General features: G+C 64.5%; 22 protein-coding genes and 2 tRNA genes. 11 read left to right on the top strand and 13 right to left on the bottom strand.

What is annotated here, in order from left to right; all coding sequences use genetic code 11:
- The 11 genes from AVE30378_RS01690 to AVE30378_RS01740 form a co-directional block, all read right to left on the bottom strand.
- Positions 1-542, bottom strand: a 542-nt coding sequence (locus tag AVE30378_RS01690; protein ID WP_129239051.1) for a PFL_4669 family integrating conjugative element protein, incomplete at its 3' end; no start/stop codon positions are given.
- Positions 543-873: 331 nt separating this feature from the next.
- Positions 874-2,124 (bottom strand): STY4528 family pathogenicity island replication protein, encoded by a 1,251-nt coding sequence (locus AVE30378_RS01695; RefSeq protein ID WP_012112315.1) that lies wholly within the window; start codon positions 2,122-2,124, stop codon positions 874-876.
- Positions 2,125-2,127: 3 nt separating this feature from the next.
- On the bottom strand, positions 2,128-2,688 hold the full coding sequence (locus tag AVE30378_RS01700) for a DUF2857 domain-containing protein (protein WP_012112314.1): 561 nt from the start codon (positions 2,686-2,688) through the stop codon (positions 2,128-2,130).
- A gap of 15 nt (positions 2,689-2,703) precedes the next feature.
- A complete protein-coding gene (locus AVE30378_RS01705; protein WP_012112313.1) occupies positions 2,704-4,368 on the bottom strand; it encodes a ParB family protein in 1,665 nt (554 codons plus the stop codon).
- Positions 4,361-4,621, bottom strand: coding sequence for a hypothetical protein (locus tag AVE30378_RS01710; protein ID WP_012112312.1), 261 nt, complete (start codon positions 4,619-4,621; stop codon positions 4,361-4,363). The genes AVE30378_RS01705 and AVE30378_RS01710 overlap by 8 nt, the downstream gene beginning before the upstream one ends.
- Positions 4,605-5,480 (bottom strand): ParA family protein, encoded by an 876-nt coding sequence (locus AVE30378_RS01715; protein ID WP_012112311.1) that lies wholly within the window; start codon positions 5,478-5,480, stop codon positions 4,605-4,607. Before AVE30378_RS01715 ends, AVE30378_RS01710 begins: the two co-directional genes overlap by 17 nt.
- 42 nt (positions 5,481-5,522) lie before the next feature.
- On the bottom strand, positions 5,523-5,735 hold the full coding sequence (locus tag AVE30378_RS01720; protein ID WP_012112310.1) for an AlpA family transcriptional regulator: 213 nt from the start codon (positions 5,733-5,735) through the stop codon (positions 5,523-5,525).
- Positions 5,736-5,853: 118 nt separating this feature from the next.
- Positions 5,854-6,600, bottom strand: coding sequence for a hypothetical protein (locus tag AVE30378_RS01725; RefSeq protein ID WP_012112309.1), 747 nt, complete (start codon positions 6,598-6,600; stop codon positions 5,854-5,856).
- A 1,025-nt stretch (positions 6,601-7,625) separates the two neighbouring features.
- On the bottom strand, positions 7,626-8,435 hold the full coding sequence (locus AVE30378_RS01730) for a GSU2403 family nucleotidyltransferase fold protein (protein ID WP_129239052.1): 810 nt from the start codon (positions 8,433-8,435) through the stop codon (positions 7,626-7,628).
- A 5-nt stretch (positions 8,436-8,440) separates the two neighbouring features.
- Positions 8,441-9,547 (bottom strand): hypothetical protein, encoded by a 1,107-nt coding sequence (locus AVE30378_RS01735; protein ID WP_129239053.1) that lies wholly within the window; start codon positions 9,545-9,547, stop codon positions 8,441-8,443.
- A gap of 161 nt (positions 9,548-9,708) precedes the next feature.
- Complete coding sequence (locus AVE30378_RS01740; protein WP_129239054.1) at positions 9,709-12,540, bottom strand: autotransporter family protein; 2,832 nt, start codon at positions 12,538-12,540, stop codon at positions 9,709-9,711.
- A 741-nt stretch (positions 12,541-13,281) separates the two neighbouring features.
- Here AVE30378_RS01740 and AVE30378_RS01745 point away from each other — a divergent pair.
- The 6 genes from AVE30378_RS01745 to AVE30378_RS01770 all read left to right on the top strand — a co-directional run bounded on the left by AVE30378_RS01745 (position 13,282) and on the right by AVE30378_RS01770 (position 17,021).
- Positions 13,282-14,256 (top strand): Bug family tripartite tricarboxylate transporter substrate binding protein, encoded by a 975-nt coding sequence (locus AVE30378_RS01745; protein WP_165360047.1) that lies wholly within the window; start codon positions 13,282-13,284, stop codon positions 14,254-14,256.
- Positions 14,256-15,137, top strand: coding sequence for an MBL fold metallo-hydrolase (locus AVE30378_RS01750; protein WP_279636167.1), 882 nt, complete (start codon positions 14,256-14,258; stop codon positions 15,135-15,137). The genes AVE30378_RS01745 and AVE30378_RS01750 overlap by 1 nt, the downstream gene beginning before the upstream one ends.
- A gap of 130 nt (positions 15,138-15,267) precedes the next feature.
- Complete coding sequence (locus AVE30378_RS01755) at positions 15,268-15,852, top strand: ProQ/FinO family protein (RefSeq protein ID WP_129239056.1); 585 nt, start codon at positions 15,268-15,270, stop codon at positions 15,850-15,852.
- A gap of 177 nt (positions 15,853-16,029) precedes the next feature.
- Positions 16,030-16,105, top strand: a tRNA-Gly gene (locus AVE30378_RS01760).
- Positions 16,106-16,159: 54 nt separating this feature from the next.
- Positions 16,160-16,233, top strand: a tRNA-Cys gene (locus tag AVE30378_RS01765).
- A gap of 188 nt (positions 16,234-16,421) precedes the next feature.
- Complete coding sequence (locus tag AVE30378_RS01770; RefSeq protein ID WP_129239057.1) at positions 16,422-17,021, top strand: DUF2946 family protein; 600 nt, start codon at positions 16,422-16,424, stop codon at positions 17,019-17,021.
- Positions 17,022-17,023: 2 nt separating this feature from the next.
- Here the strand turns inward: AVE30378_RS01770 and AVE30378_RS01775 are convergent, their stop codons facing one another.
- Positions 17,024-17,488 carry a nuclear transport factor 2 family protein gene (locus AVE30378_RS01775; RefSeq protein ID WP_208742334.1) on the bottom strand — a complete coding sequence of 155 codons (465 nt, stop codon included), beginning with the start codon at positions 17,486-17,488 and terminating at the stop codon, positions 17,024-17,026.
- Positions 17,489-17,529: 41 nt separating this feature from the next.
- The gene (locus AVE30378_RS01780; protein WP_129239058.1) at positions 17,530-17,928 is read right to left on the bottom strand and encodes a DoxX family protein; all 399 of its coding nucleotides are present in this window, start codon (positions 17,926-17,928) and stop codon (positions 17,530-17,532) included.
- Between the two features lie 130 nt (positions 17,929-18,058).
- Here AVE30378_RS01780 and AVE30378_RS01785 point away from each other — a divergent pair, with 130 nt between their 5' ends.
- From AVE30378_RS01785 to AVE30378_RS01805, 5 genes are all read left to right on the top strand, one after another.
- The gene (locus AVE30378_RS01785; protein WP_165360048.1) at positions 18,059-18,991 is read left to right on the top strand and encodes a LysR family transcriptional regulator; all 933 of its coding nucleotides are present in this window, start codon (positions 18,059-18,061) and stop codon (positions 18,989-18,991) included.
- A gap of 10 nt (positions 18,992-19,001) precedes the next feature.
- Positions 19,002-19,583, top strand: coding sequence for an NUDIX hydrolase (locus AVE30378_RS01790; RefSeq protein ID WP_129239059.1), 582 nt, complete (start codon positions 19,002-19,004; stop codon positions 19,581-19,583).
- On the top strand, positions 19,580-20,353 hold the full coding sequence (aat, locus tag AVE30378_RS01795) for a leucyl/phenylalanyl-tRNA--protein transferase (RefSeq protein WP_129239060.1): 774 nt from the start codon (positions 19,580-19,582) through the stop codon (positions 20,351-20,353). Before AVE30378_RS01790 ends, aat begins: the two co-directional genes overlap by 4 nt.
- A gap of 41 nt (positions 20,354-20,394) precedes the next feature.
- A complete protein-coding gene (locus tag AVE30378_RS01800) occupies positions 20,395-21,132 on the top strand; it encodes an arginyltransferase (protein WP_129239061.1) in 738 nt (245 codons plus the stop codon).
- 75 nt (positions 21,133-21,207) lie between these two features.
- Positions 21,208-22,248, top strand: coding sequence for a quinone-dependent dihydroorotate dehydrogenase (locus AVE30378_RS01805; RefSeq protein ID WP_129239062.1), 1,041 nt, complete (start codon positions 21,208-21,210; stop codon positions 22,246-22,248).
- Positions 22,249-22,383: the final 135 nt, after the last annotated feature.

Below are 22,383 nucleotides of genomic sequence, written 5' to 3' on the forward strand. Positions count from 1 at the left end.
CCCGAGTAGCGGTATTGCTGGGCCAGGCTGAACAGGCTGCGCAGCGCGTGGGCACCTTCGTTGAGCCAGCGCTCCAACGTCGAGCGATCGATCAGCGCGGTGTGGTGGGCGAGGATCAGCTTGCGGGCGATGTCGTCGTAGTCGGCCAGCAGATAGACGGCGGCAAAGCCGAGCTGCGCGTTCACGAACAAGGGGAGCTTCACCGGCTGCACGTTGAGGTTCTCACCCAGGCTCAACGCCGCAGGCACGCCGGCCAGTGCCTGGTCAACCTGCTCGCGCAGCGATTGCAACGTGGTCCTGGTCTGGTCGAGCTTTTCCTCGATGCGCAACATCCACCAGTCGCTGTACGGGTCGTCCTGCTCCGAGCCGCGCTTCATCTTGTTCATCACGGCGATGTAGCCGTTCAGGCCGACGATGCCGGGTCGCCCCTCGGCGGCGGCGCGGCCATGCCAGATGCGCGAGGCGTGGTGGGTGTGAAGCGTCAGCGACATCGCGCTGCGCAAAGAGCCGAGATTGAGTTGCAGAGGTTCGTTGGTTGCCATGGCGTCCGCTCGCTTGGGAAAAGGAGCGGTCAGGATCGGCACGCAACGGAAGGCAGTCAGTCAACAAACCGAAATGAACCGGGACCCGGTTGTCGTGGCAGCGGTGGCCTGTGACACGAGCTATCCCCAGGGGATAGCTCCATCGAAAGCCATGGAGCGCTGCTCGCGCAAATGGTGCGTGCGCTCATGCAACCGACGCCATTACGGCCCCCCTGGACCGAAGTGCCATGCCGTGCCTGTCGGCGTTACAGCTTGTAGTACATCTATCCCCTGGGGATAGCTCTACTGACGGCCATCGACGTCTGCTTCACGCCCTTGTCGCTCGTCGCGCTCAGCTACTGCGCAGAAGGTCGCGCAGCCGGTCAATGTGCTGCCGGGCCACCTCGGGTGGAACCACATTGCGCGGTGGTTCAGGCGGTGCATCTCGTGCAGGGGCAGGTGGCGGTGCTGACCCGGCTTGCTTGGCCCAGGCGTTGAACTCGCCACGGATGGCGCGCTGGATGATGCCGAACAGGTAGCCTGCCGGGTTGCGGATGGTGCTGCCGCGACAGCGATCCGCCCATTCGTCCAGCACGGCCTGGCGTAGCGGAGCATCGACCTGCTGCAATGCCACGATGGCGGCGGCCTGCTGCTCTTCCTTCAAGCCGAGAAAGCGATCAGGCAGGCGAACTCCTGGCATCGCACGCGCCTGCCCACGCTCACGCGCGGTAGTACGTACTTCATTCATACGACTACTACGTACAGTACGGTCCTGCTTCGGATTCCGAAGAGCGCCGTCTGACGCGGGTTTCGGCCCTGCTTCGGAATCCGAAGAGGGGTCATCAGAATTCCGAAGAAGGCTCGGCGCCCCTTCTTCGGAATCGTGAACCCTATCCTTCTGTGGATAACTCTCCTGCGACCCAATGCCCTGGCTCGCGAGGCGTTCGGCAAGGACCTGCAGCCGCGAGGGCAACGTGCGGCCAGACAACAACGGGTCTTCGGCGATTTCCTTGAGGGTGTGCAAGCCCACGACCTGGACGGCCTTGGCCGAATGGCCCAGGGCTTGGCTGACGAGCTCCAAGTAGTCCGGGTCGAGCTGCATCGCCTCGAAAGGCGTCAGGGGCTCATCGTGCAGGACGTAGAGGTTGCCGAGGATGCGCCCGGTCTTGGGGTCACGCCTGCGGCGCACGAGACTCAACCAGCGAGTCAGGCGCAACAGCGTCAGCGCCCGTGCCACGGTCTCGTGAGAGGCCTGTCCGGCGCAGGGCATTGACGCGAGCCACGGGCGAAGTTGCTCATACGTCGGAAACGCCGTGACCCCATCCTCGTTGAGCATCATCCGAAAGACTTGCCAGGCATTGCGTTCCAGCGGCGTCAGGCGTCGGTCCAGGAACAGCCGTCGCGGCACGCTCTCGTGCCGATTGCCGCTGAACAGAAAACCGTCGCCGGTTGCGGAGACAGGAGATGTTGCGGATGCGGGAGCTGGCGCGGACGCGGGCGGGCGAGGTTTCGGTGCAAGGTCTTTCAGCGCGCTGTCGAACAGATCAGCGAGGGCGACCGGGCCTTGGCGTGGTGCTCGTGGTGCAGCGTCGTCCACGGCCATGACTCAACCCAATCCCTGATCGATCCAGTTCTTGATCGCAGCCCAGACCACCGACAGCGGCAGTTCCATGCCTTCGGCGAGGTCCATTGCCGCATCAAGAACCGAGGTCTCATCCTCCAGCTCGACATTCCTGCTGCTGGTCACGGCCTTCCAGCGTCGCCACAGCTCGGTGTCCTGCTCCTCGTCCAGAACCGGATGGCGCCCCTTGCGTTTGGGCAGGCCGAGAACTTCACGCCGTAGCGCGACTTCCTGGTGCGTCAGCCCATAAAAACGGCTCGCCATTTCCGTACTGGCCCCCAGGCGCAACATGCGATCGACGGTGGCGATCTCCTTCTCCACGTCCTGCGCCTGTTTGAGCAATCGCCGGAGCACTTCCCGGTTCACCGAGACAGAGCACCACGAGACGCTGGCATTGGCCAGTACGCTGATCAGCGCCGGATGCTTGAGCGCATCCAATTCTTCCTCACCGAATCCCATCGCCTTGCAGCGGCGCAGTTGCCCGTTGCGCAGATCGTAGAGCGCCTGCGCGATGACGGCCTGGTTGAGTGGGTTAGGTGCGGACATGCGGGCCTCCCTCGCTCAGGTCCCAGGACCGAGAGCGCCGGCTTCCAGATCCAGCAGGCGCCGGGCCAGCCGCAGCAGACGAAACAGCTTGACCAGCGCGGTGTCGCTCAATCGCCGGGCCCCGTCGGCATGACGTTGGCCTTGGCCGTGCAACAGCGCTGGCAGGTCGGTGACGAAGTGCCCGCCGTCCAAGCCCACGTCGGCCGACTGCTGACCGGCCAGGGAAACCAGCAGCGCGAGCACGGCACGTGCGAGCGGCGACGAAACCTGGGTCGGGGCACGACACGCGAACCCGATGCCATCTGAACGATCCTCGACACACGCGTCCAGGTCGACCTCGCCCGCGATCTCGCGCGCGAACTGCGCGATGTGGACGCGCAGGCGGCCGGGTGCGTCGAGACCTGGGTCGATATGCCAGATGTCCGAGATGGGATAGAGGCCACCGGCCTGCACGGGAATCGACTGCAGCACGTTGGCCGAGAAGTCGGGCGGAAGCGCATCGCCCAACTGGTCGGCGACCATGCGCTGGATGGACTGGAGCCGCTGCGTCGTGGGTGCCGGAGAGACGATGTGCTCGTCAAGTAGATCGCCAGCCGCTGCCGCAGGGGTGGCTGCGGATGCCTCACGCGGGGCCGCATCGTCCTGGGGCCTTGTCGGCGCGGCGGCAGAGTGGCCTGCAGAATGTGCTGCTGTGGCGGGGGACGGTGCCGGTTCAATCGGCGGCCGTGCGATGGCCCCAGGCTCAGGCAATGCCGGCGGCGCCGATGGCGGGGTTGGGTCGCTGACCAGGGCGCGGTGGCGGCTCTCGGATTCGGTCAGGTCCAGGGCAAGCACGTCGTAGTCGATGCCCAGCAGCTCGGACATCTGACCGATCAACTCGTCCTGCACACGCTGCGGCGAGAACTCGTCGGCCTGGGTATCGAACTGCGACAGCACTTCTTGGAAGAAACTGTCGAAGTCGAGCGGCAGGGAGCGGCCCTTGGCATAGTGCTCCCACGTGCGCTCACTGGCCTTGCGCATGACCGACAGCCGCTCGACCTGGTGGCGACCGAGGCCACCATACAGCACGGTCGGGATCGCAGGCAGCAGGTAGCGCACCGCATCGGCCATGCGGCTGATGTGTGACTGCTGCACGGGGAAGCCGTCGGCGCCCAAGCGACGGGCCAGCTCGGACTGGCTCAAGGTCGTGCTGCTTTCCGCTTCATAGAACTCGCGCGCCTTCTCGACGCCGAGGGCGCGCTCGATGAACGTCAAGCCGCCACGCAGTTCGTTCTCGGCGAGGTGCCCGGTCAGCGCGACGATCTCCCCGCGCGCAGGCCACGGCCGGAACAGGCACGATATGCGGAAGAAGCGCTCGTCCTTCGTTTCTGTCCAGAGTTCGCGCAGGATCGCCAGCCTGGTGTTGCCGCCGTTGCGGATGATGTAGTGCGCCTCGCCAGGACGGCGTGTGATGGCTGGCGCCGCATCCAGGCCGCGCTCGCGGATGGAGGCCTTGATTTCATCGTAGGCCGAGTTGCGCTTTTTGCGGGGATCGTGGTCGTAGGGCCGCAACTGGTCCAGCGTCACGACCATCGGCGTGTCGGCGATGGGGTCACTCAAAGCCGTGGCCGATGGCCCACTGCGCTCGAACCCGGCGGCAAGCAGCTTGCCGGCCATGTCCTGGGAGGTCATCTCAGCCATGGCCGCATCCCTCGGCGTTGGCGGGCCGGGCCATGCGGGCCTCGCGCTCGGCTCGGCGGATCTGCGCACGGGCATTGAGGTCTGCCCGGTAATCGCTCGCTGTCGAGCTGGTGTAGATGGCGGCGCAGCCGGTCTTGGTGAATTTGAGGTGTCCACCCCGAGTACGTTTGACGTGCCAGCCTTCGCTCACCGCAAACTCGATCAGGGCGCGCAGTCGCTTGTGGCCACGGGACAGTTCATGTGCGCTCGCCACGGGACCTCCCGGTTTCAATAGAACGTGGAGGACGGCCGGACACGCGGGCGAATCTGTCTTGCCACTGCGGGAACAGTTCGCCGGCGAGCGTGCGCATGGTGTCGAGCGCAGCGGGCGCAACTCTGCCTGGTGGCTGTCGATACTCGACGCGATGCACCGGCATGCCGCGGGTTGCAGCGCGCGGATAGGCTTCGATGGCCGGCACGTCGGTGCCCAGCACGCGGATGCCCGTGTGATCCTGAAATAGGTCGTGCAGCGCCTGCTGGATCATGCGTGCGTTGGCGGACACGGGGTGGACACGATTGATGAGTAGGTGCAGCGGTGGCGGTTCGATGCCAAGGTGCCGATACGGCGCGATGTCCTCCAGCAACTGCATGGTGCCGCGCCGCAGTTCGCGGGCCGCAAGGATTTCCGGGGTCACGGGTGACAGCGCCAGGCCGGAGGCGAGCACCGCCATCTCCAACAGCACCGAGCGCGCGCCTTGGGTGTCGATTAGCACCAGGTCATAGAGCGGCGCCAGCGCCGGCAGCAGGTGGCGCAACCGCAGGCGCCCGTCTGGCGCGTGCAGCAGCAAGGTGTTCAGTTCACCCCGGTGGTCGTTCGAGAGCACCAGGTCCAGGCCCGCGATGATGGTGCGGGACACGAGCTGGTCGAGACCGCGCTCGTTGAACGCCAGCAGCTCATAGATGCCGCCGGGCGCGCGGTGAGCCAGATCGTAGTAGGAGGACAAGGTGGGCTGCACGTCGAGATCGAGCAGCAGCACGCGCAGCCCCGCGTCCGCGGCGAGCCCGCCGAGGTTGGCGGCCGTGGTCGTCTTGCCGACGCCACCTTTCGTTGAAATGATGGATACGACCTGCATGGCGCTCTCCGTTTGGCGATGGGAAGTCCGAGGGGGAGCGAGTCAGGTGCGGTTGTTAAGGCGTTCGGCGATCCACTGATCGATCTCGACCGAATCCCAGCCCACCGCGCGCACGCCAAGGCGCAACGCCTGTGGAAACTGGCGCTTCTTCATCAGGTTGTAGATGTGGGCGCGTTTGAAGCCGGACTTCGCTTCAACTTCATCGAGCCGCAGGATGCGGCGCTCGTGCGGTGGCAGTACAGGTACTTGCGACATGGCGGTCACTCCTGAACGCTCAGTGGCGTTTGTTGGCGTGACCTCTATTCAATAGACATGGCTGCAAAAAGACATTGCAAATGCAATCTCCGAGACTGCACATACAAGATGGAAGAATTCACGCGGCTGCGCTACGCACATTCTTCCTGGCGTTGGCGAACTTGCCGTTCAAGGTTCGCTCCGTGATGCCCATGGTGCCGCCATAGTGGGCGAGCAATGCGGTGACGATTGCCTCCTGCGTCTTGAAGCTGGAGTACGGCACACCCGATGGGGATTGACCCAGCATCAGCGTCAGCATGCCACCGATGATGTTCAGGTACGTGGTCTCCGCTCGATCACTGATCGCGCACTGCTTGGATGCCAACAGCACCGCGGACTGCTTGAGCAAGGCTTCGTGTTGCGCTTGAAGTTTGCGCATCTCACGCCGGCTATGGTCCAGCGCGGCCTGCAGAGCCTGCCGTTCCAGCAGGATTGCCTGTCCTGTTTCCAGGGTGATGGAGGGATGCGCCATGCGCTCGCTGCGGCTGAACAGGAATCCGGGTCGATGCTCAGGATAGTGAGTGCGCATCCAGCGTTTCAGATCGACGTGGCGGATGGTCAGATCGGGTGAACTCACCAACTCTGGGTCATTGAGCGTGATCCCGTTCTTGCCAAAGGGCAGTTCCGAGTTGAGGATGCCGTCGTAGATGCGTTCCGAGTACAGCCGACACTCGTTCCATCGCGGGCAGTCCAATGTCTGCGGCAGGCACCGCGGTGATGCGATCGAGGCGAGGATCGACGCCTTGTACCGCAACAACCCAGCCCACCGTATGGCAGCTTCGATGGGACGATAGAACACCTTTGATAATGGTGGCTCCTTGTGCATGTTTTCGTCTCCTTTCGGAAGCGCTACATCACCGGCTCCTTTCTCGCCCTGCCAAGGGCTGTTGTGTCGTTATGCCTGTGGCGGATGCCAGGGACGAATGCCCCGGAACGTGGGCGGACGAGATCATGGCATCCGCCACAGGTGGCCCTCTCTTGCTCAATGTGCAAGAATCGACCAGTTGCCGGCCCGTCGAGTAACAAGGAAGAAGCACGCTCGACAATGGCGCTCACGGTGCCAGCGTCATGGGGTGCGTCAGGCGTATCAAGACCGATTCGCTATGGTCTGATATCCCTACGGTTTCACAAGTCGCGCTGGGGCGCAGTCGTTGCTCAACGTCCAGAGGGACGCAGAGAAAACCGCGCGTGTGATGCTTGTTCTGGCATCCTGATATATCGACATAGCATCCAGCGATCCTGGGCTGTGGCCAGTTTGAGGCTGTTGCGCGCCGCTCCCACACGGTCGCCAGCTGACCAGGTGATGTGAACATGCGCCCCATCTTTCCTTGCTCGCCGCTTGGCCTTCATCACGAACAGCCTTGGGCTGTGGTGCGCACGGCATCAAACCAAGCGCGGTCTCAACGTTCGATGCTGATGCCATTCCTGACGCAAGGAGACCTGAGTGTCGAGCGGCGTTGCAGGGGCGGGCCTCTGGTAGCCGTGTATTCTGCGTCGGTTGTCAGGGGATGAAATGGCAGTCCTTGGACGCTGATGGAAGTTGTTGGATGAGTTTTGTTGCCGAGGGCGAAGAACAAGGCTATAATTCAGGCCTTCGCTGCTCACGGCGGCGAAGAATGTGATTGGGAAACAAGGATTTAGCGCCCTAGTGCCTGTCTCGTCTCCCGCTCCAATAAAACCTCCATGAGAGTTCACAGAGGGCCATGGAGTGCAGAAAATGGGAGCTTCGGCTCCTTTTTTTTGGAGCGCCCGCAGGACGTCCACGGATGTCCACGCAGCCAGTGTTTTCAAGGCCCTTCTTGAGGCCCGAATTCGCTCCGCGCTGCCGTTACCTCGCCACAGGACAACGCGCTAACGCAGCATGCGCTCGAACGCGTACCTGCATGTCGCTTGTATTTGCTGCGGGGATAGATTGCGATCGGCGGGGATGCGCGCGGCTTCGCGAACCAGATCATTGACCTCGGCGAATGTTTGCACGCTGAGTCTTCGCACATCGTCGGCCAGATTTCCGAGTTCTAGCGCGACACGCGCATGCCAGTGCGCATTGAATTCATCCAGCAACGCGCCGAAAAGCTCGACGGTGTCATAGAGGTACAGAACGTCCTGGGCCCTTTTGTTTGCCGGTCGATATTGTTGGATCAGGAATTTCTGGACCATGAAACACAGGGGGTTGACCACCTGAACGTCCATTCGCTCCGGCAGGAGAACGCCGTCATCGTGCCCAAGGCTGATCACCCAAGGATCGACGAGAAGAATGTCCAGGTGTCGGATCTTCTGAGCTGAAATACCGGCCTTCGCCATAGTCGCATCAGGCACGCCCCCTCGCTTATAGCCGCTTCCTACCAGAGGCGTGAGGAATTCGGCGTAGAAGCCCCCAGCCTCGTCGCCAAGCGTATAGTGCGCCGCGGGAGGCCGGTGGTCACCGCTCAACTCCTCTTGGAATCCATGCTGCATCAGCGCTTGCTTGATGTCGCCTTCCATGGGCTCCGTGTTGGCAAATGCGAGGTCCGTATCGCGAGTGAACACGGGCTGGTAATCCGGCTGATTTGCCCTTCGATCCAGCCGGTGGAGGCGATGCCCCCACCCTCCAATGAAAATCAACTGCCGGCGCCAGGGAGCCAGCGCCTGCGCCAATCGCGTGAAAGCTTCCAGGTCGTTCATCGGCCTCAGTCCCCGACAATCGGCAAAAGAAATTTCTTATAGATCAGCGTGGCTTGTTCAGCACCCCGTGCCGGATGGTGCATGACGTCCAGCCATATCTGGATAACGTCAGACACCATTACCCCGTTTCGATCGATAGCCCCCCTGAACGTCGACTGCGGAAAAACGGCTTGCCGCAAGATCAGGTCTGGCCGTTCGGAGGGATGAGCGATCAGCTCCGGCCAGTCCGGAGAACCCGGCCGGGGCAGCTTGTGGACATAGACATACGGCGGCACGCCACTGACGTGCCCGATATCCAGTTCATCGGCGGCGGCAAAAAGCCCCAGACAAGCGTCTTCCGTATGTCCGCCCAATAGGCCTTGGATTTGCGGAAGGACAGGCATCCGTAGAAGAAAGCGGCATGGCATCTCCGGACATGAGCGCATCGTGGCAGCGCTCCAGCGGCGAAACAGCGCTTCGCGACGGACGAGTTTCAGGTAGGGGGACGAATCGCTCAGATACCCTTCGCTGCGCAACTGCTGCAGAAATCGGGATGCGCTCATGGCGGACACCCGCGCTGCTTCGGCCAGTTCGGAGCCGTTGCGAAACTTCTTGCGCGGGGCATTCAACAAGCCTTCGGGCAGTTCCCTCGCCAAGAGGAGCTTCAGCATCCACTGGTTGAGATCCGAGAACAGGTTGATGGGCTGGGGTGGATGCGTGGCGGCAGTGCGCCTGGGTTCCTCTGGCAATCGGCTCAGCTCTTGGAACGCCGCGCCGCAGAAATACTGCCCACCACGTCTCGCGATGAGGCCGACGGATACATCCTTCGCAAATCTCTGGGCAAATGCGTTCACATGCCTGGCCAAAGACGGGGACACGTCCGGCACGCAGACGATCGCGAGGGGAAGGGCATCGTCAAACTGTTCGGCTGCGGCACGGGCTTGAAGGATCGCCATCGAGAGCAGCGGTATCACACGATCGGCGCGGCTTTCGGAGAGCGCTTTAATCTCGACAATGAACCGTCGCGTTCCACGCTGGAGGATCAAGTCCGCGCCGTTCGGGCCGCGAGGTAGCATCTCGACGGCCCAATCGTTGGCTCGAAAGAAATCGGCTACGTGCTGCTCGGCAGACATTGCGCGTTTGTTGGGAGATGGTGGGGCGGCCATGGCGGAACGGATTTAACATGGCCATTTTAGTTAACATGGCCATGTTGTCAACCTTGGCCATGTTGCTCGGATTCCGGCTGGCCGCAGACGTCGCGATCGCGACGCCTGCCCACCCGCCTGCCACCGGTCTAGAAACGCATGGCCAGCTTGAGCTGGCCGGACTGCTGCCGGTTGCCGCCACCGAACTGCGCGTCGTAGGCGACGCTGGCCGTCGTGTTGCGCGTGATGGCCATTTCGGCGCCTAGCCCGAGCACGGCGGCATCGCGCGCGATCGGAACGCCCGTCACCGAGAACGTGCTGCCGCCTTCGAAAGCCAGTTCCTGCCTCGGCTTCACATCGCCCATGGCGTGGCGCCAGCCCAGCGTTGCGGTCAGGCGGCCCGGCGCGCGGTCGGAACCGAACAGCCATGCGCCGCGCAGTCCCAGCGTGGTGCTCGTCACATCGTCGGAACTTCCCGCCCCGTGCAGGGCGGCCGTACCGCCAGTTTCGTCGAAGTCGCGAGTGCGCAACTGGTTCCACGCCACGCCGGCGTAGGGTTCAATGCTGTAGGCGTCGCCCAGCGGCAGGTGGTAGCCGAGTTCGGTGAACACTTGCGTCGACGAGGCGTGATAGGACGACTCGAGCCGCTGGGCCAGGCTCCCGGCCGCCACATCGCGTTTCGTGTCGATATCGTGCCAGGTGTAGGCCGCGCCGGCCATGAAGCGGACATGGCCGGGGCCGGCGGGGAAATTCCGTCCGCCGAACAACGTCGCCGTATAGCTGTCGACATTGGTGCGCGACGCGGTATCGGCGATCGAGCTGTGGCTGCCGATGTAGCCCAGCGCGCCGCCCAATCGCCAGCCGCCGCCCACCGCGCCGTCGCCGCCGACGAAGAGCCCGCCGGACGATTGGTTCACGCTCGACGCGTTGCCGTCGCCCCCGAACGTGCTCCAATTGCCGAATACTTGCGCCCAGACCGGAGATGCGCCGCTTTGCGGCAGGGCGTCGGACGGCCCACGGCCCAATTGGGCCGTGGGCCGTCCGGCGAGCGCCGGCGCGTCGAGGTTGCCGCGCAAATGGGCCAGCGGCAGCGTGCGCACGGTGTCCCCCATGCTCTGCAACACACTGGGGGTACTTGCGTACGCTTCGCCGGAAAGCATCTTCAAGGCCGAGCGCGCCTGGTCCGGCGTCATGGAGAGGACCGCCGTCGCCACCTGGCTGGCGCCGGTGGCCATACCCGGCGCACTGCCGTTCCCGGCCGCCGGCAATCCGTTTCCGATCGAAGACAATCCATTTCCGGTCGAAGACGATTCGCTTCCAGCCGGAGACGATCCGCTTCCCGTCGAAGGCGACCCGCTTCCCATCAAGGGAGGCGCTTCGTTGTCCAACGCGCCGCCCACGCTGCTCTCGTTGCCCGTGCCGCCGACGCTGCCGATCGGCACGTCGTTGCGCGTGAGCGTCATGAACGCATTGTTGGTGTCGTAGCTGAGCGTGGGCGTCAGGAAGGCATATGCGCTCGAGGCGCCGGTGAACCGGCCCTGTATGCCGCCGTCCGCCGTCAGGATGTTGTAGGTCGTCTGCGGCGCATAGTTGCCGTTGGGGCCCACGTGCGCCACGGTGCCGTCGAGGTAGGCGACACCGGTGACGTGGATGCGGTCGCTGGCGCTGCTGGCCGGATCGGCATGCACGCGGTAGATGGTGTTCTGGCCGAAGGTCAGGTTGCCATTGACGGTGAGCGTGCCCATGGGCGAGCCATCGTTGCCGGGAGAGATGACCGCGGTGGGATAGAGATTGGTGCTGCCGACCTGGCCCACGCCCGCCAGCACGACTTCGCGGCCGATATCCATGGGGCCGTTCAGCTTGCCGTCGATCTCCAGCGCGCCGTCGGCGATCAGGATGGGGCCGGTGAGGCCGCTGCTGTCGGCGGTCAGGATCACCGATCCCGGGCCGGTCTTGACGAAGCCCTGCGTGCCTTGCAGCGGGTTGTCGATGGTGTCGACGAATTGGCCGGAAGCATAGGTGCCATCGCCCACCACGATCGCGGGCGGGTTGCCGCCGCTGCCGACCAGGGTGATGGGAGCGCCTTGCAGGCGATACCGATCGGTGGCGAACTGGATGCCCGACACGCGCACCGGGCCGGCGCCGCCATCGACGGTCACGGTGCCGGCCGCGCCGGTGAAAATGGCGTATCCGCCATCGGGCAAGGCCCCCGCGGCATTGCTCGGACTATTCCAGTTCGTGCTGGCGGCGCTCCAGGTGCCATTGCCGCCCCCGGCCCGGGTGGCGGACGCCGCGCCGTTGCCGTTCCACAAGTTGGTCGTGCCTGGCCCCAGGATGAGGTTGATCTGCTTGTCGCCGGTCAGCGACTGGATGGTCGCCGCGGGCAGCGAGTCGCCGGTGACCGTGCCCAGCGACAGGCCGTTGCCGCTCAACGTGCCGCCGTAGGACAGGATCCGGTAGTAGCCGGCATTGACGCCCAGGGTATTCACCGAAACATTCAGCGTCGTGTTATTGAGGGCGACGTTGCCTCCGACGGTAATGTTGTCGCCGGTGCCCGGTTGCGTAATGGGCAGCCCCGCGTAGCCGGTCTCGAAATCGAACACGGCATTGTTCATCGACAGGTTGCCCCTGACGACGAGATTGCCGTTGGAAACGCCGGTCGGCGTGCCGACGGAATAACCGGGCGCGACACGCGAATTGCCCGTCACGTTGAGATCGCCGTTGATCGAGCCGAACCCCGCGATGGTGGAATTCGATGCCGCGTTGACGTTCCCGTTGATGGTGACGCCCGCTCCGCCACCGTTGCCGCCGATCACCATCGTGCCGCCGTTGACGTCGACTCCGCCGGGGAAGCCGGCCGAGCCGTCGAACACCTGCGTATTGCCTGACGTAACGGTCAGGTCAGCGGCCGTGACGCCACTGCCGTAGGACGCGCTGAGCGCGAGCGTCGCCGTCAGCCACTTCTTCGTGCCATATATCAATGTGGATCCTCCCTGTCTCGGCTAATCCTCTGACGCTCAGGCATTACTGGATTGTTATAAAAGTATTACCACGCAACAAACCAATCTATATGAACGTAATGAGTCTTCGCGAAAAAAAGGACGCAATTTATACCCATTTTTTCGCAATACCAAGAATTAATGGATAGATACCATCCAGATTATTTAAATAGCGTTGATGGATACCATCCCGATTATCCAGAAAGCACGCATGGATACCGTCCATATTATTCAAATACGAAAAAATTCATACAATTCATATTGTTAAGAGAACACGGACGGATACATCCAAGTTATTGAAATACCTTTTATATCGGCGCAGTCCGGCCCTTTTTCCATGACGTTTACCGTGCATCCGTGAAACAAATAGGCATAAATACCGCCCAAGACATGGAGCGCACATTGCGGAACGATCCAAGGCGGTTTTGGCGGAACGGGAATTCAGTCCGGGACTTGGTCCTATAAACGGCGGGTTCTTCAGTGAATTACGAAGGGAGTCGGCGCCCAGCCTTTCCCGCTGCGGATCGAGCAGCCCCTCTATGCGCGGACGGATTCCCCCGGACGACGGCCGCACACCCTTGAGCAAGGCCAAGCCGGACCCCGGCCGCGGGCTAGGGACAACCCTGTATATACAAGTATAGATATGCCATCTACATTCGACGCGCAATGCACTGGCGATACTTGGTGGACATACGGGAGAGCCCAATGAATGTACGGATAGCCATGAACCCTGGAAGGCGCTTGCTCTGTGGATTGATTGCGGCCAGCTCCGTCATCGGCCTCGCAATCGCGGCGGAAGCGCCTCTGCGCATTGTGGTCGGCTTTCCGCCAGGCGGCGCGCTGGACATTCTTGCCCGCGTCATCGGACAGCGCCTGACGGAGACGCTGGGCCGCCCCGTCGTGGTGGAAAACCAGCCTGGCGCAGGCAGCCTGATCGCGGCGCAGGCGGTAGCGCGGGCGCAACCGGACGACTCCACGATTCTGCTGGCGCCGGTGGTCGTGCCGGCCTTTTTCCCTGCCCTTTACCCGAAGATGTCCTTCGATCCCGTCCGCGATCTGACGCCCGTGGCGGAACTGGGCGATTTCAGTCTGGCCCTGGTGACCGCGCCCACCGTTCGGGCTGGGGATCTCGTCGAGTTCATCGAGTATGCCAAGGCCAGGCCGGGCACCGTCAACTATGGCTCCATGTCCGCCGGAACCCCGTCGCACTTCCTGGGCGTGATGCTGAACCGCGCGGCGGGGCTGGACATGCTCCACATTCCCTACAAGGGCGCGGCGCCGGTGCTGATCGCGGTACAGAGCGGCGAGATCCAGGCGGCGATCGTTACCTCGGGCGAAGCCGTGGAACTGCACAAACAAGGGCGCATAAGGATACTGGGCGTGACGGGCAAGGAGCGCTCTCCCCTGTTGCCGGACGTCGCCACCATGTCGCAGGCCGTGCCGCGCCTGCGCGACATGGAAGATGTGTCGCTGTGGTACGGCTTCTTCGCGCCGAAGGGCACGAATGCAATACAGGCCGAAAGGCTCAACCAGGCCCTGGCCGCGGCGCTGAAGGCGCCGGAGGTGCAGCGGCAGATTGCGCAGCAGGACTTGCGCACACGCTATCCGTCGGCCGCCGAATTCGCTGAACGGGTGCGGCTCGACAACGAGGTCTGGGGCGGCATCATTCGCACGACCGGTTTCACCTTGGAGCAATAATGACGCAGCACAGCACAGGCACGGAGCTTCCCGTGCGCATCCAGACGCTTGGAACCGGCGGACCGCGCCCAGACCCCGAAAGGGCCGGACCTGCGACGGCGGTGAAGATCGGCGATGAAACCTTGCTGTTCGACGCCGGTCGCGGCGTCGTCGTCCAGATGGTGCGGGCAGGCATCGCGCTGGAGTCCCTGAAGGACGTCTTCATCACCCACCATCATTTCGACCATATCGGCGACGTGTTCGACGTGGCGCTCAGCACCTGGCTGCACGGGCGCCGTCACGCCATTGCATTTCGCGGGCCGCCAGACACCAAGCGCATCATGAACGCCCTGCTGACGCAGGTCTACGACAAGGACATCGAATGGCGTTCGGACGGCGAACCCACCCATGGCGGCTGGTCCGCGATCGAGGCCATCGACGTGGCGCCCGGCCCGATAGCGGAAACGGACCGCTGGCGGGTTTTCGCCGAGCCCGTGGTGCACGGACATGGGCTGGCCTTCTCCCAGGCGTTTCTCAAGCGCTGGATTTGCTACGGATACCGGGTGGAGAGCCAGGGGAAAGTCATCGCCATCAGCGGCGACACCGTCGATTGCGCGGGGCTGCGGCGCCTCGCGAAGGGCGCGGACGTACTGGTCCAATGCTGCTACCTGGCGGACGCTGAAATCGACTCCGAGCATTTCCGCAATCTGGCCAAGTACACACTGGCCTGCGGCGACACCGTGGGCAAGATCGCCGCCGCCTGCAACGTCGGCACCCTGGTGCTGACCCATCACCGCCCCCGCGACGACATGGCCATGATCGAACGGCTGCGCGAGGAGGTGGCGCGCGACTTTCCTGGGCGCCTGATCATTGCCAACGACCTGGACGAGGTCGCGCTGTGAAACGCCTCGGCCACGCAAAGCGCAACCGGGCAGGACAGGGCAGACGCCGCCCCCATCGCCCGCACATGACCGAGGCGCTGCACATGGGGTAACCTTCTGGTTGCACAAATCAGAGGTGTTGGAAAGAACAATGGGTTTTGAAAAACTTGCCGACCTGCGAGAGCAGCTCCGGGCGCAAGCTCAGCAAGCGGCGCCAGTCCAACCGAAACAGGCAGACCGGGCAAAGAAGCGGGAATCCGCCAAGAAGCGGGAACCCTCCAGGAAGCAGGAACCCGCCAGGACGCGGGAGCCTGTCGACCCGACGGTCGAAGCGATCTGGCGCCTGCAGAAGCAGTTTCCGCTGGCTTTCCCGAAGAATCCCGCGCCCAAGGTGCCTCTCAAGGAAGGCATCCTGGCGGATGCCGCCCAGCATCTCGAAGCGCTTTCCATGACGGAAGAGCAGCTCAAGCAGGCGATTGCCGCCTGGTGCAAGGGAAGCCGCTACTGGGCCTGCCTGACGGAAGACGCCCCCCGCGTCGACCTGCAAGGGCAGCCCGTCGGCAAGGTGACCGCGCAACAGGCAGCCTATGCGCGCCGCCAGGCCAGCCGCCGGCCCGGCGGCAAGCCCCGCCCCGCCAAGAAGCCCGCCGCCCCGCAAGCCGCCGCCGCGCCGTCCGTTGAAGCGCAGCCCGCCGTAGAGCAAACCGCGGCAACGCAGGCCGCCGAAACGCCCTGACCCTGGGCGCCGGAAGGACCCTGGCGCCCGCGCGATTGCGCGGGCGCTTTTTTCTTTCCGCGATTTTCGCCCGCACTGCACAAGTCAAAAATTCTGTGTATAATCGCTGTCTTTGGTGGACACGGCCTTCTGAAAGAAACTTCAGGAATCGCACCAAATGATGCATGCAATGCATACGCGGGAGTAGCTCAGTTGGTAGAGCGCAACCTTGCCAAGGTTGAGGTCGCGAGTTCGAGACTCGTCTCCCGCTCCAAATACAAAAAGGAAGCAACGGCCAACACCGCGCTTCCTTTTTTCTTGAAGTGCTGGCGCAATGGCAGAGTGGTTATGCAGCGGATTGCAAATCCGTGTACGTCGGTTCGATTCCGGCTTGCGCCTCCAGCAACTTCCTCCGCATCCCGTTCCCCCTCCCCACGCTTCGCCAATCGAATGATTGCCATCGCGACGCCGTTTTCAATCGGCGACGATCCCGGCGCATTATTCCGATCCCTCGACCCCGCGAGCACAAAGGGGGATACTGGGACGGCGCCCGCCATCACCCCGCCTCCCATCGTCATTCGTTCCTGAACATGGATCAATCCGTGAAAGACGCCCTTGCCCGCTGGCCCGACGTGCCGGCGGTCTATGGCTGGCTGTCCCTGGACGCCAGGGGCCGCTGGCGCCTGCATCCGCAGGGCCAGTCCGCGCAGGGCGGCCCGGGCGAATCGATCACCAACAGCCAGATCCTGGAATTTATCAACCGCAACTACGAACACGACGAGGCGGGCCGCTGGTATTTCCAGAACGGCCCCCAGCGCGTGTTCCTGCGCCTGGACGCGGCTCCCTACACGCTGCGGCTGAATGACGACAATAGCGGCCTGCTCACCCACACCAACGCCGCGGTCGCCGCGGTCGATTCGTGGCGGCTGGACGATGCCGGCCGGCTGTACGCGATGACGCCTATGGGCGCCGGCATCGTGCTGGACCGCGATCTGCCGCCGCTGCTCGAAAAGCTGGTTCCGGATAACGGCGGGCCGCTGCTGGACGCGCTGGCCGGCCTGGCGCCCGGCGACACGATCCGGGTCGCGTTCCCCGGCGCCTATCCGGCGGCGCCCCTGTCGCCGATCGCGCAAGAGGACGTCGCGCGGGACCTGGGCTTCGACCCCGACCCCAGGCCGCAGCCCGCCTAGATTCAGAACATGCCGTTGGAATTGGCGGACTGTTCGGGTATGGGCTGGACCGCATCCCAGTGTTCGACGATCTTGCCCTGTTCCAGGCGGAAGATGTCGATGATGGCGCTGCCGCGCGAGCCGGGCTCGCGCACCGCGTGCACATGCAGGATCACGTAGTCGCCATCGGTGAAGACGCGCTTGATCTCGCTGTGCGACTTGGGAAACTTGTCGCGCAGAAAGGCGATGAACTTGCGGAAGCCCTCGGGCCCGTCCGCCGCGTTCGGGTTGTGCTGCACGTAACGGTCGCCCACATACTTCAGGGCGGCGTCCGCATCCTTCTGGTTCAGCCCTTTCTCGTAGAAGGCCAGCACGGCCGCCTTGTTGGCGGCCTCCTGCCCGGCGGAGGCATGGACGGCGGGCGACACGGCAAGGGCCAGCAGCGCCGCGCCCGCGGCGCGCTTGAGGAACGGCATGGACAAGAACATGGGAACTCCCGTTGCGGTGGATAGTCGGGTGCGCGCGGCGCTCAGCGGCGGCTCTTGACCAGCGCGAACTTGCCGTCGCCCAGCAGGGCCAACGCCGCGGCCGCCACGGTCAGGAAGATCGGGTATTCCCAGCCGCCGCCCGGATTGCCGAAGCCCCAGCCATTGCCGAAGTGCACGGTGGACGCCACGAACAACTGCACGACCGCGATGGCGGCGACCCAGCGCGGCACGATCCCCAGGATCAGCATCGCGCCCGCGCCGATTTCGAAGAAGGTGACCGGATAGGCCAGCCAGCCGGCAAAGCCGATCTTGGCGAAGAACTGGGCGGTGCCGGGCAGCGTGAACACCAGCAGCTTGGTCAGGCCGTGGGCCAGGAACATGACGCCGAGCGCCACGCGCAGCAACAGCGCGGCATAGGGCGCGGTACGGGTATCAACCATTGCACTCTCCTAGAGCGGTTGTGGAATCGCCCAGGATGGGAAGATTCTTCAGGAACGCTATTCTTGCGATTCCAAAAACAAAGATAAACATGCAGAATTGCAAATTATTGTTCCCCGATAGGAAACAATCTTGGATACGCACACCGCCATGCAGACCTATGCCAAGGTCGTGGAGCTGGGCTCGTTCGCGGCGGCGGCCGACAAAATGGGCCAGGCCCGCTCCGTGGTCACGCGCCAGATCGCCTACCTGGAGCAGAAATACGGCGTGCGCCTGCTGAACCGCACCACCCGCAAGCTGAGCATGACCGACGCCGGCCGGGCCTTCTATGAACGGGTGCGCCCCATCCTCGCCGAAGTGGCGGACCTGGAGCTGTCGCTGCAGGCCGAAGGCCAGCGGCCCAGCGGCCGCCTGCGCGTGAGCGCGCCGGTGTCGTTCGGCATCCTGCATCTGGGCCCGGCCATCGCCGAATACCTGCAACGCTACCCCGACGTGGTCATCGACCTGGACCTCAACGATCGGGTGGTCGACCTGGTGGAAGACGGCTTCGACGTGGCGGTGCGCATCGGCCCGCTGCTCGATTCCTCGCTGGTCGCGCGGCCGCTGGCGCCCCAGCAATTGCTGGTTTGCGCCGCCCCGTCCTATCTGGCGCGCCATGGCGCGCCCCGCACGCCGGAAGACCTCAAGCAGCATCGCTGCCTGCACTACGCCTATGCCAGCACAGGCAACGAATGGCATTTCGAGAAAGACGGGGTAACGCACCTGGTGCGCGTGAACGCCGCGTTGCGCGCCAATAACGGCGACGTCCTGCGCACGGCCTCGCTGGCCGGGCACGGCATCATCCTGCAGCCCGAGTTCCTGGTGGGCGAAGATATCCGAGCCGGGCGGCTGGTCACCCTGCTGGCCGACTACGCGCACACCCCGATATCCATGTACGCCATTTATCCCCACCGGCGCTTCCTGTCGCCCAAGGTGCGGTCCTTCGTCGAACACCTCGAGGACCGTTTCGGCGCTCCGTCCCCGGCCGTGCCGGGCCGGCGCGCCAGTCCCCGCCGCAGCCGTTAGAATCGTACCCATGACCGCAAAATCGCCCATCGAATATTTCCCCGCGCCCCGCCGTTCGCGTTTCTGCAGCCAATGCGGCTCGCCCATCAACCGCCGGGTTCCCGAGGGCGACAACCGCGAACGCGACATCTGCGACCACTGCGGCGCCATCCATTACCAGAACCCGCGGCTGGTGGTCGGCACGGTGCCGGTCTGGGAAAACCGCGTCCTGCTCTGCCGGCGCGCGATCGAACCGCGCTACAACACCTGGACGCTGCCCGCCGGTTTCATGGAACTGGGCGAAAGCACCGCGCAAGGCGCGGCCCGCGAAACGCTGGAGGAAGCCGGCGCGCATATCCAGCTCGGCGAGCTCTACACCATGATCGATCTGCCCCAGATCGACCAGGTCCATGTCTTCTACCTGGCCCAGGCGGTGTCCCCGGACCTGGACCCGGGCCCCGAAAGCCTCGAAGCGCGCTATTACGAAGAATCCGAAATCCCCTGGGACGACCTGGCCTTCCGCACCGTGGCGACGACGCTGCGCCACTATTTCGAAGACCGCAAGCTCGGCGTGTTCGGCCCCCATCACTACACCCTAGAATCGCACCGTTGAAGCTTCCCTGGCTTGCCGTCGACACGCCCTTCCCGCCAGCCGAGTTCGCGCTGACGGATCCCGACGGCCTGCTGGCGGCGGGCGCGGACCTGTCGATCCCGCGGCTGATCCAGGCGTATTCCAACGGCATTTTCCCGTGGTATTCCGAAGGCGAGCCCATCCTGTGGTGGAGCCCCGATCCCCGCATGGTGCTGGCGGTGGAGGACTTCGCGCCCTCGCATTCCCTGCGCAAGCTGCTGCGGCAGATCGCCGGCCAGGAGCTTTCCGCCGCGCCGCGCGTGCAGGTGCGCGTGGACACCGCCTTTGCGCGGGTCATGGCCGGATGCGCCGCGCCGCGCGACGGCCAGCCGGGCACCTGGATCACCGGCGCCATGCAGCAGGCCTATCGCGCCTGGCACGAGTCCGGCTACGTGCACAGCATCGAAACGTGGATCGACGGCGAACTGGCCGGCGGCCTCTACGGGATCAGCCTCGGCCGGATGTTCTTCGGCGAATCCATGTTCACCCGCGCGCCCAATGCCTCCAAGGTGGCGCTGGCCTACCTGGTGCGCTACCTGGCCGCGCAGGGCGTGGAGCGCATCGACTGCCAGCAGCAGACGCGCCACCTGGCGAGCCTGGGCGCCCGCCCCATCTCCCGCGCCGCTTTCCTGCGGCACGTCCGCGGCGCCGCGGTGCTGACTGCCGTCCCCTGGGCGCGCGGCACGCTGGACAGCGCCGGGCGCCTGCATCCCGAGACCGCGTCCGGCGCCGGGTTAGGCGTTAATATGTAGCCATCCCGTCACGGACCTGCCGCCGTCCTCCGGGATCGCCCATGAGCCAGCTCAAAGAACTTCCCTTCTCCACCCTACAGTTCTACGCCACCGCTCCCTACCCTTGCAGCTACCTGCCGGGTCGCCAGGCACGGTCGCAGGTGGCCGCGCCCGGCCACCTGATCAACGCGGGCACGTATTCCCAGTTGGTGGAGCAAGGCTTCCGCCGCAGCGGGCTCTTCACCTACCGCCCCCATTGCGACAACTGCCACGCCTGTATCCCGGTGCGCGTGGACGCGGCGGGCTTCGCGCCCAACCGCAGCCAGCGGCGCGCCTGGCGGGCGCACCAGGACCTGCAATCCTTCGTGGCGGAACTGGCGTGGTCGCCCGAGCACTACCGGCTCTACACGCGCTACCAGCAAGGCCGGCATCCGGGCGGCGGCATGGACGAGGACAGCCGCACCCAATATGCGCAATTCCTGCTTACCAGCCGGGTCAACACCCGGCTCGTGGAATTCCGCAGCCCCGAAGGCGTCCTGGTCATGGTGTCCATCATCGACGTGCTGGACGACGGCCTGTCCTCGGTCTATACCTTCTACGACCCCGACGTCCCCGGCAGCCTGGGCACCTACAGCATCCTGTGGCAGGTCGAACAGTGCCGAACGCTCAACCTGCCCTGGCTGTATCTGGGCTACTGGATCGCCGACAGCCGCAAGATGTCCTATAAGTCGAGCTTCCACCCCGCCCAGTTCCTGGTCGACGGCGCCTGGCGCGACCAGCCGGAGCCGCCCGCCGCCTGATCCCGGCCTCCGCGGGACCGCCGGCCGCGCCCGGCGGGCGCAAGGCCGCCGAAATTCGCTCTACAATTCCGCCCCATGTCTATCCTCTTCCACGCCTATCCCCTGGCCCGCCCGGCGCTGTTCGCCATGGACGCGGAAACCGCCCACGAAGTCACTTTGGCGGGGCTGCAGCGCGCCTATGAATGCGGCGCCACGCGCAAGCTGCTGCACGCGCAGCCCAAGGCGCCTTGCACGCTGATGGGGATGCAGATGGCCAACCCGATCGGGCTGGCCGCGGGGCTGGACAAGAACGGCGCCTATATCGACGCGCTGGGCAATCTGGGATTCGGCTTTATCGAAGTGGGCACGGTCACTCCGCGCGCGCAGCCCGGCAATCCGAAGCCGCGCATGTTCCGGCTGCCGCGCGCCAACGCGCTCATCAACCGGCTGGGCTTCAACAACCAGGGACTGGACGCCTTCCTGGCCAACGTGCAGCGCAGCGCCTGGCGCACCCAGGGCGGGATACTCGGGCTGAACATCGGCAAGAACGCGGACACGCCGATCGAACGCGCCGCGGACGACTACCTGATCGGGCTGGAAGGCGTGTACCCGCAAGCCGATTACGTGACGGTGAACATCTCGTCGCCCAACACCAAGAACCTGCGCGCGCTGCAGGGCGGCGACGAACTGTCCGCGCTGCTGGCGCAGCTCGCGGACAAGCGCCGCGCCCTGGAAGACCGGCATCAGCGCCGCGTGCCGATGGCGGTGAAGATCGCCCCGGACCTCACGCGGGAACAGATCGACGCGATCGCCGACACGCTGCCGCGCCACGGCATCGACGGCGTCATCGCCACCAACACCACGTTGTCGCGCGACGCCGTCGCGGGCCAGGCGCATGCCGACGAGGCGGGCGGCCTGTCCGGCGCGCCGGTGCATGAATTGTCGCTGGCGGTGATCCGCCGGCTGAAGGAACAGTTGGGCAGCAGCCTGGCCATCATCGGCGTGGGCGGCGTGCTGTCGGGCAAGCAGGCCCGCGAGAAGATGGAAGCCGGCGCCGACGCGGTCCAGCTCTATACCGGGCTGATCTACCGCGGCCCCGCGCTGGTGGGCGAATGCGTGCGGGCGGTCGCCGGGTGAATATGCGTTCGAGTGTCTGACACCCGTACGGGATGGCCTATAAGCTGTAGCGATGTTCCGCGGGTGTCTGACACCGGCCGTCAAACTCAGTCGGTGTCAGACACCCGGGAAGAGATGCTTTGGATCCAAGGCCAT

This window comes from Achromobacter veterisilvae (genome assembly GCF_900496975.1).
Classification (GTDB): domain Bacteria; phylum Pseudomonadota; class Gammaproteobacteria; order Burkholderiales; family Burkholderiaceae_B; genus Achromobacter; species Achromobacter veterisilvae.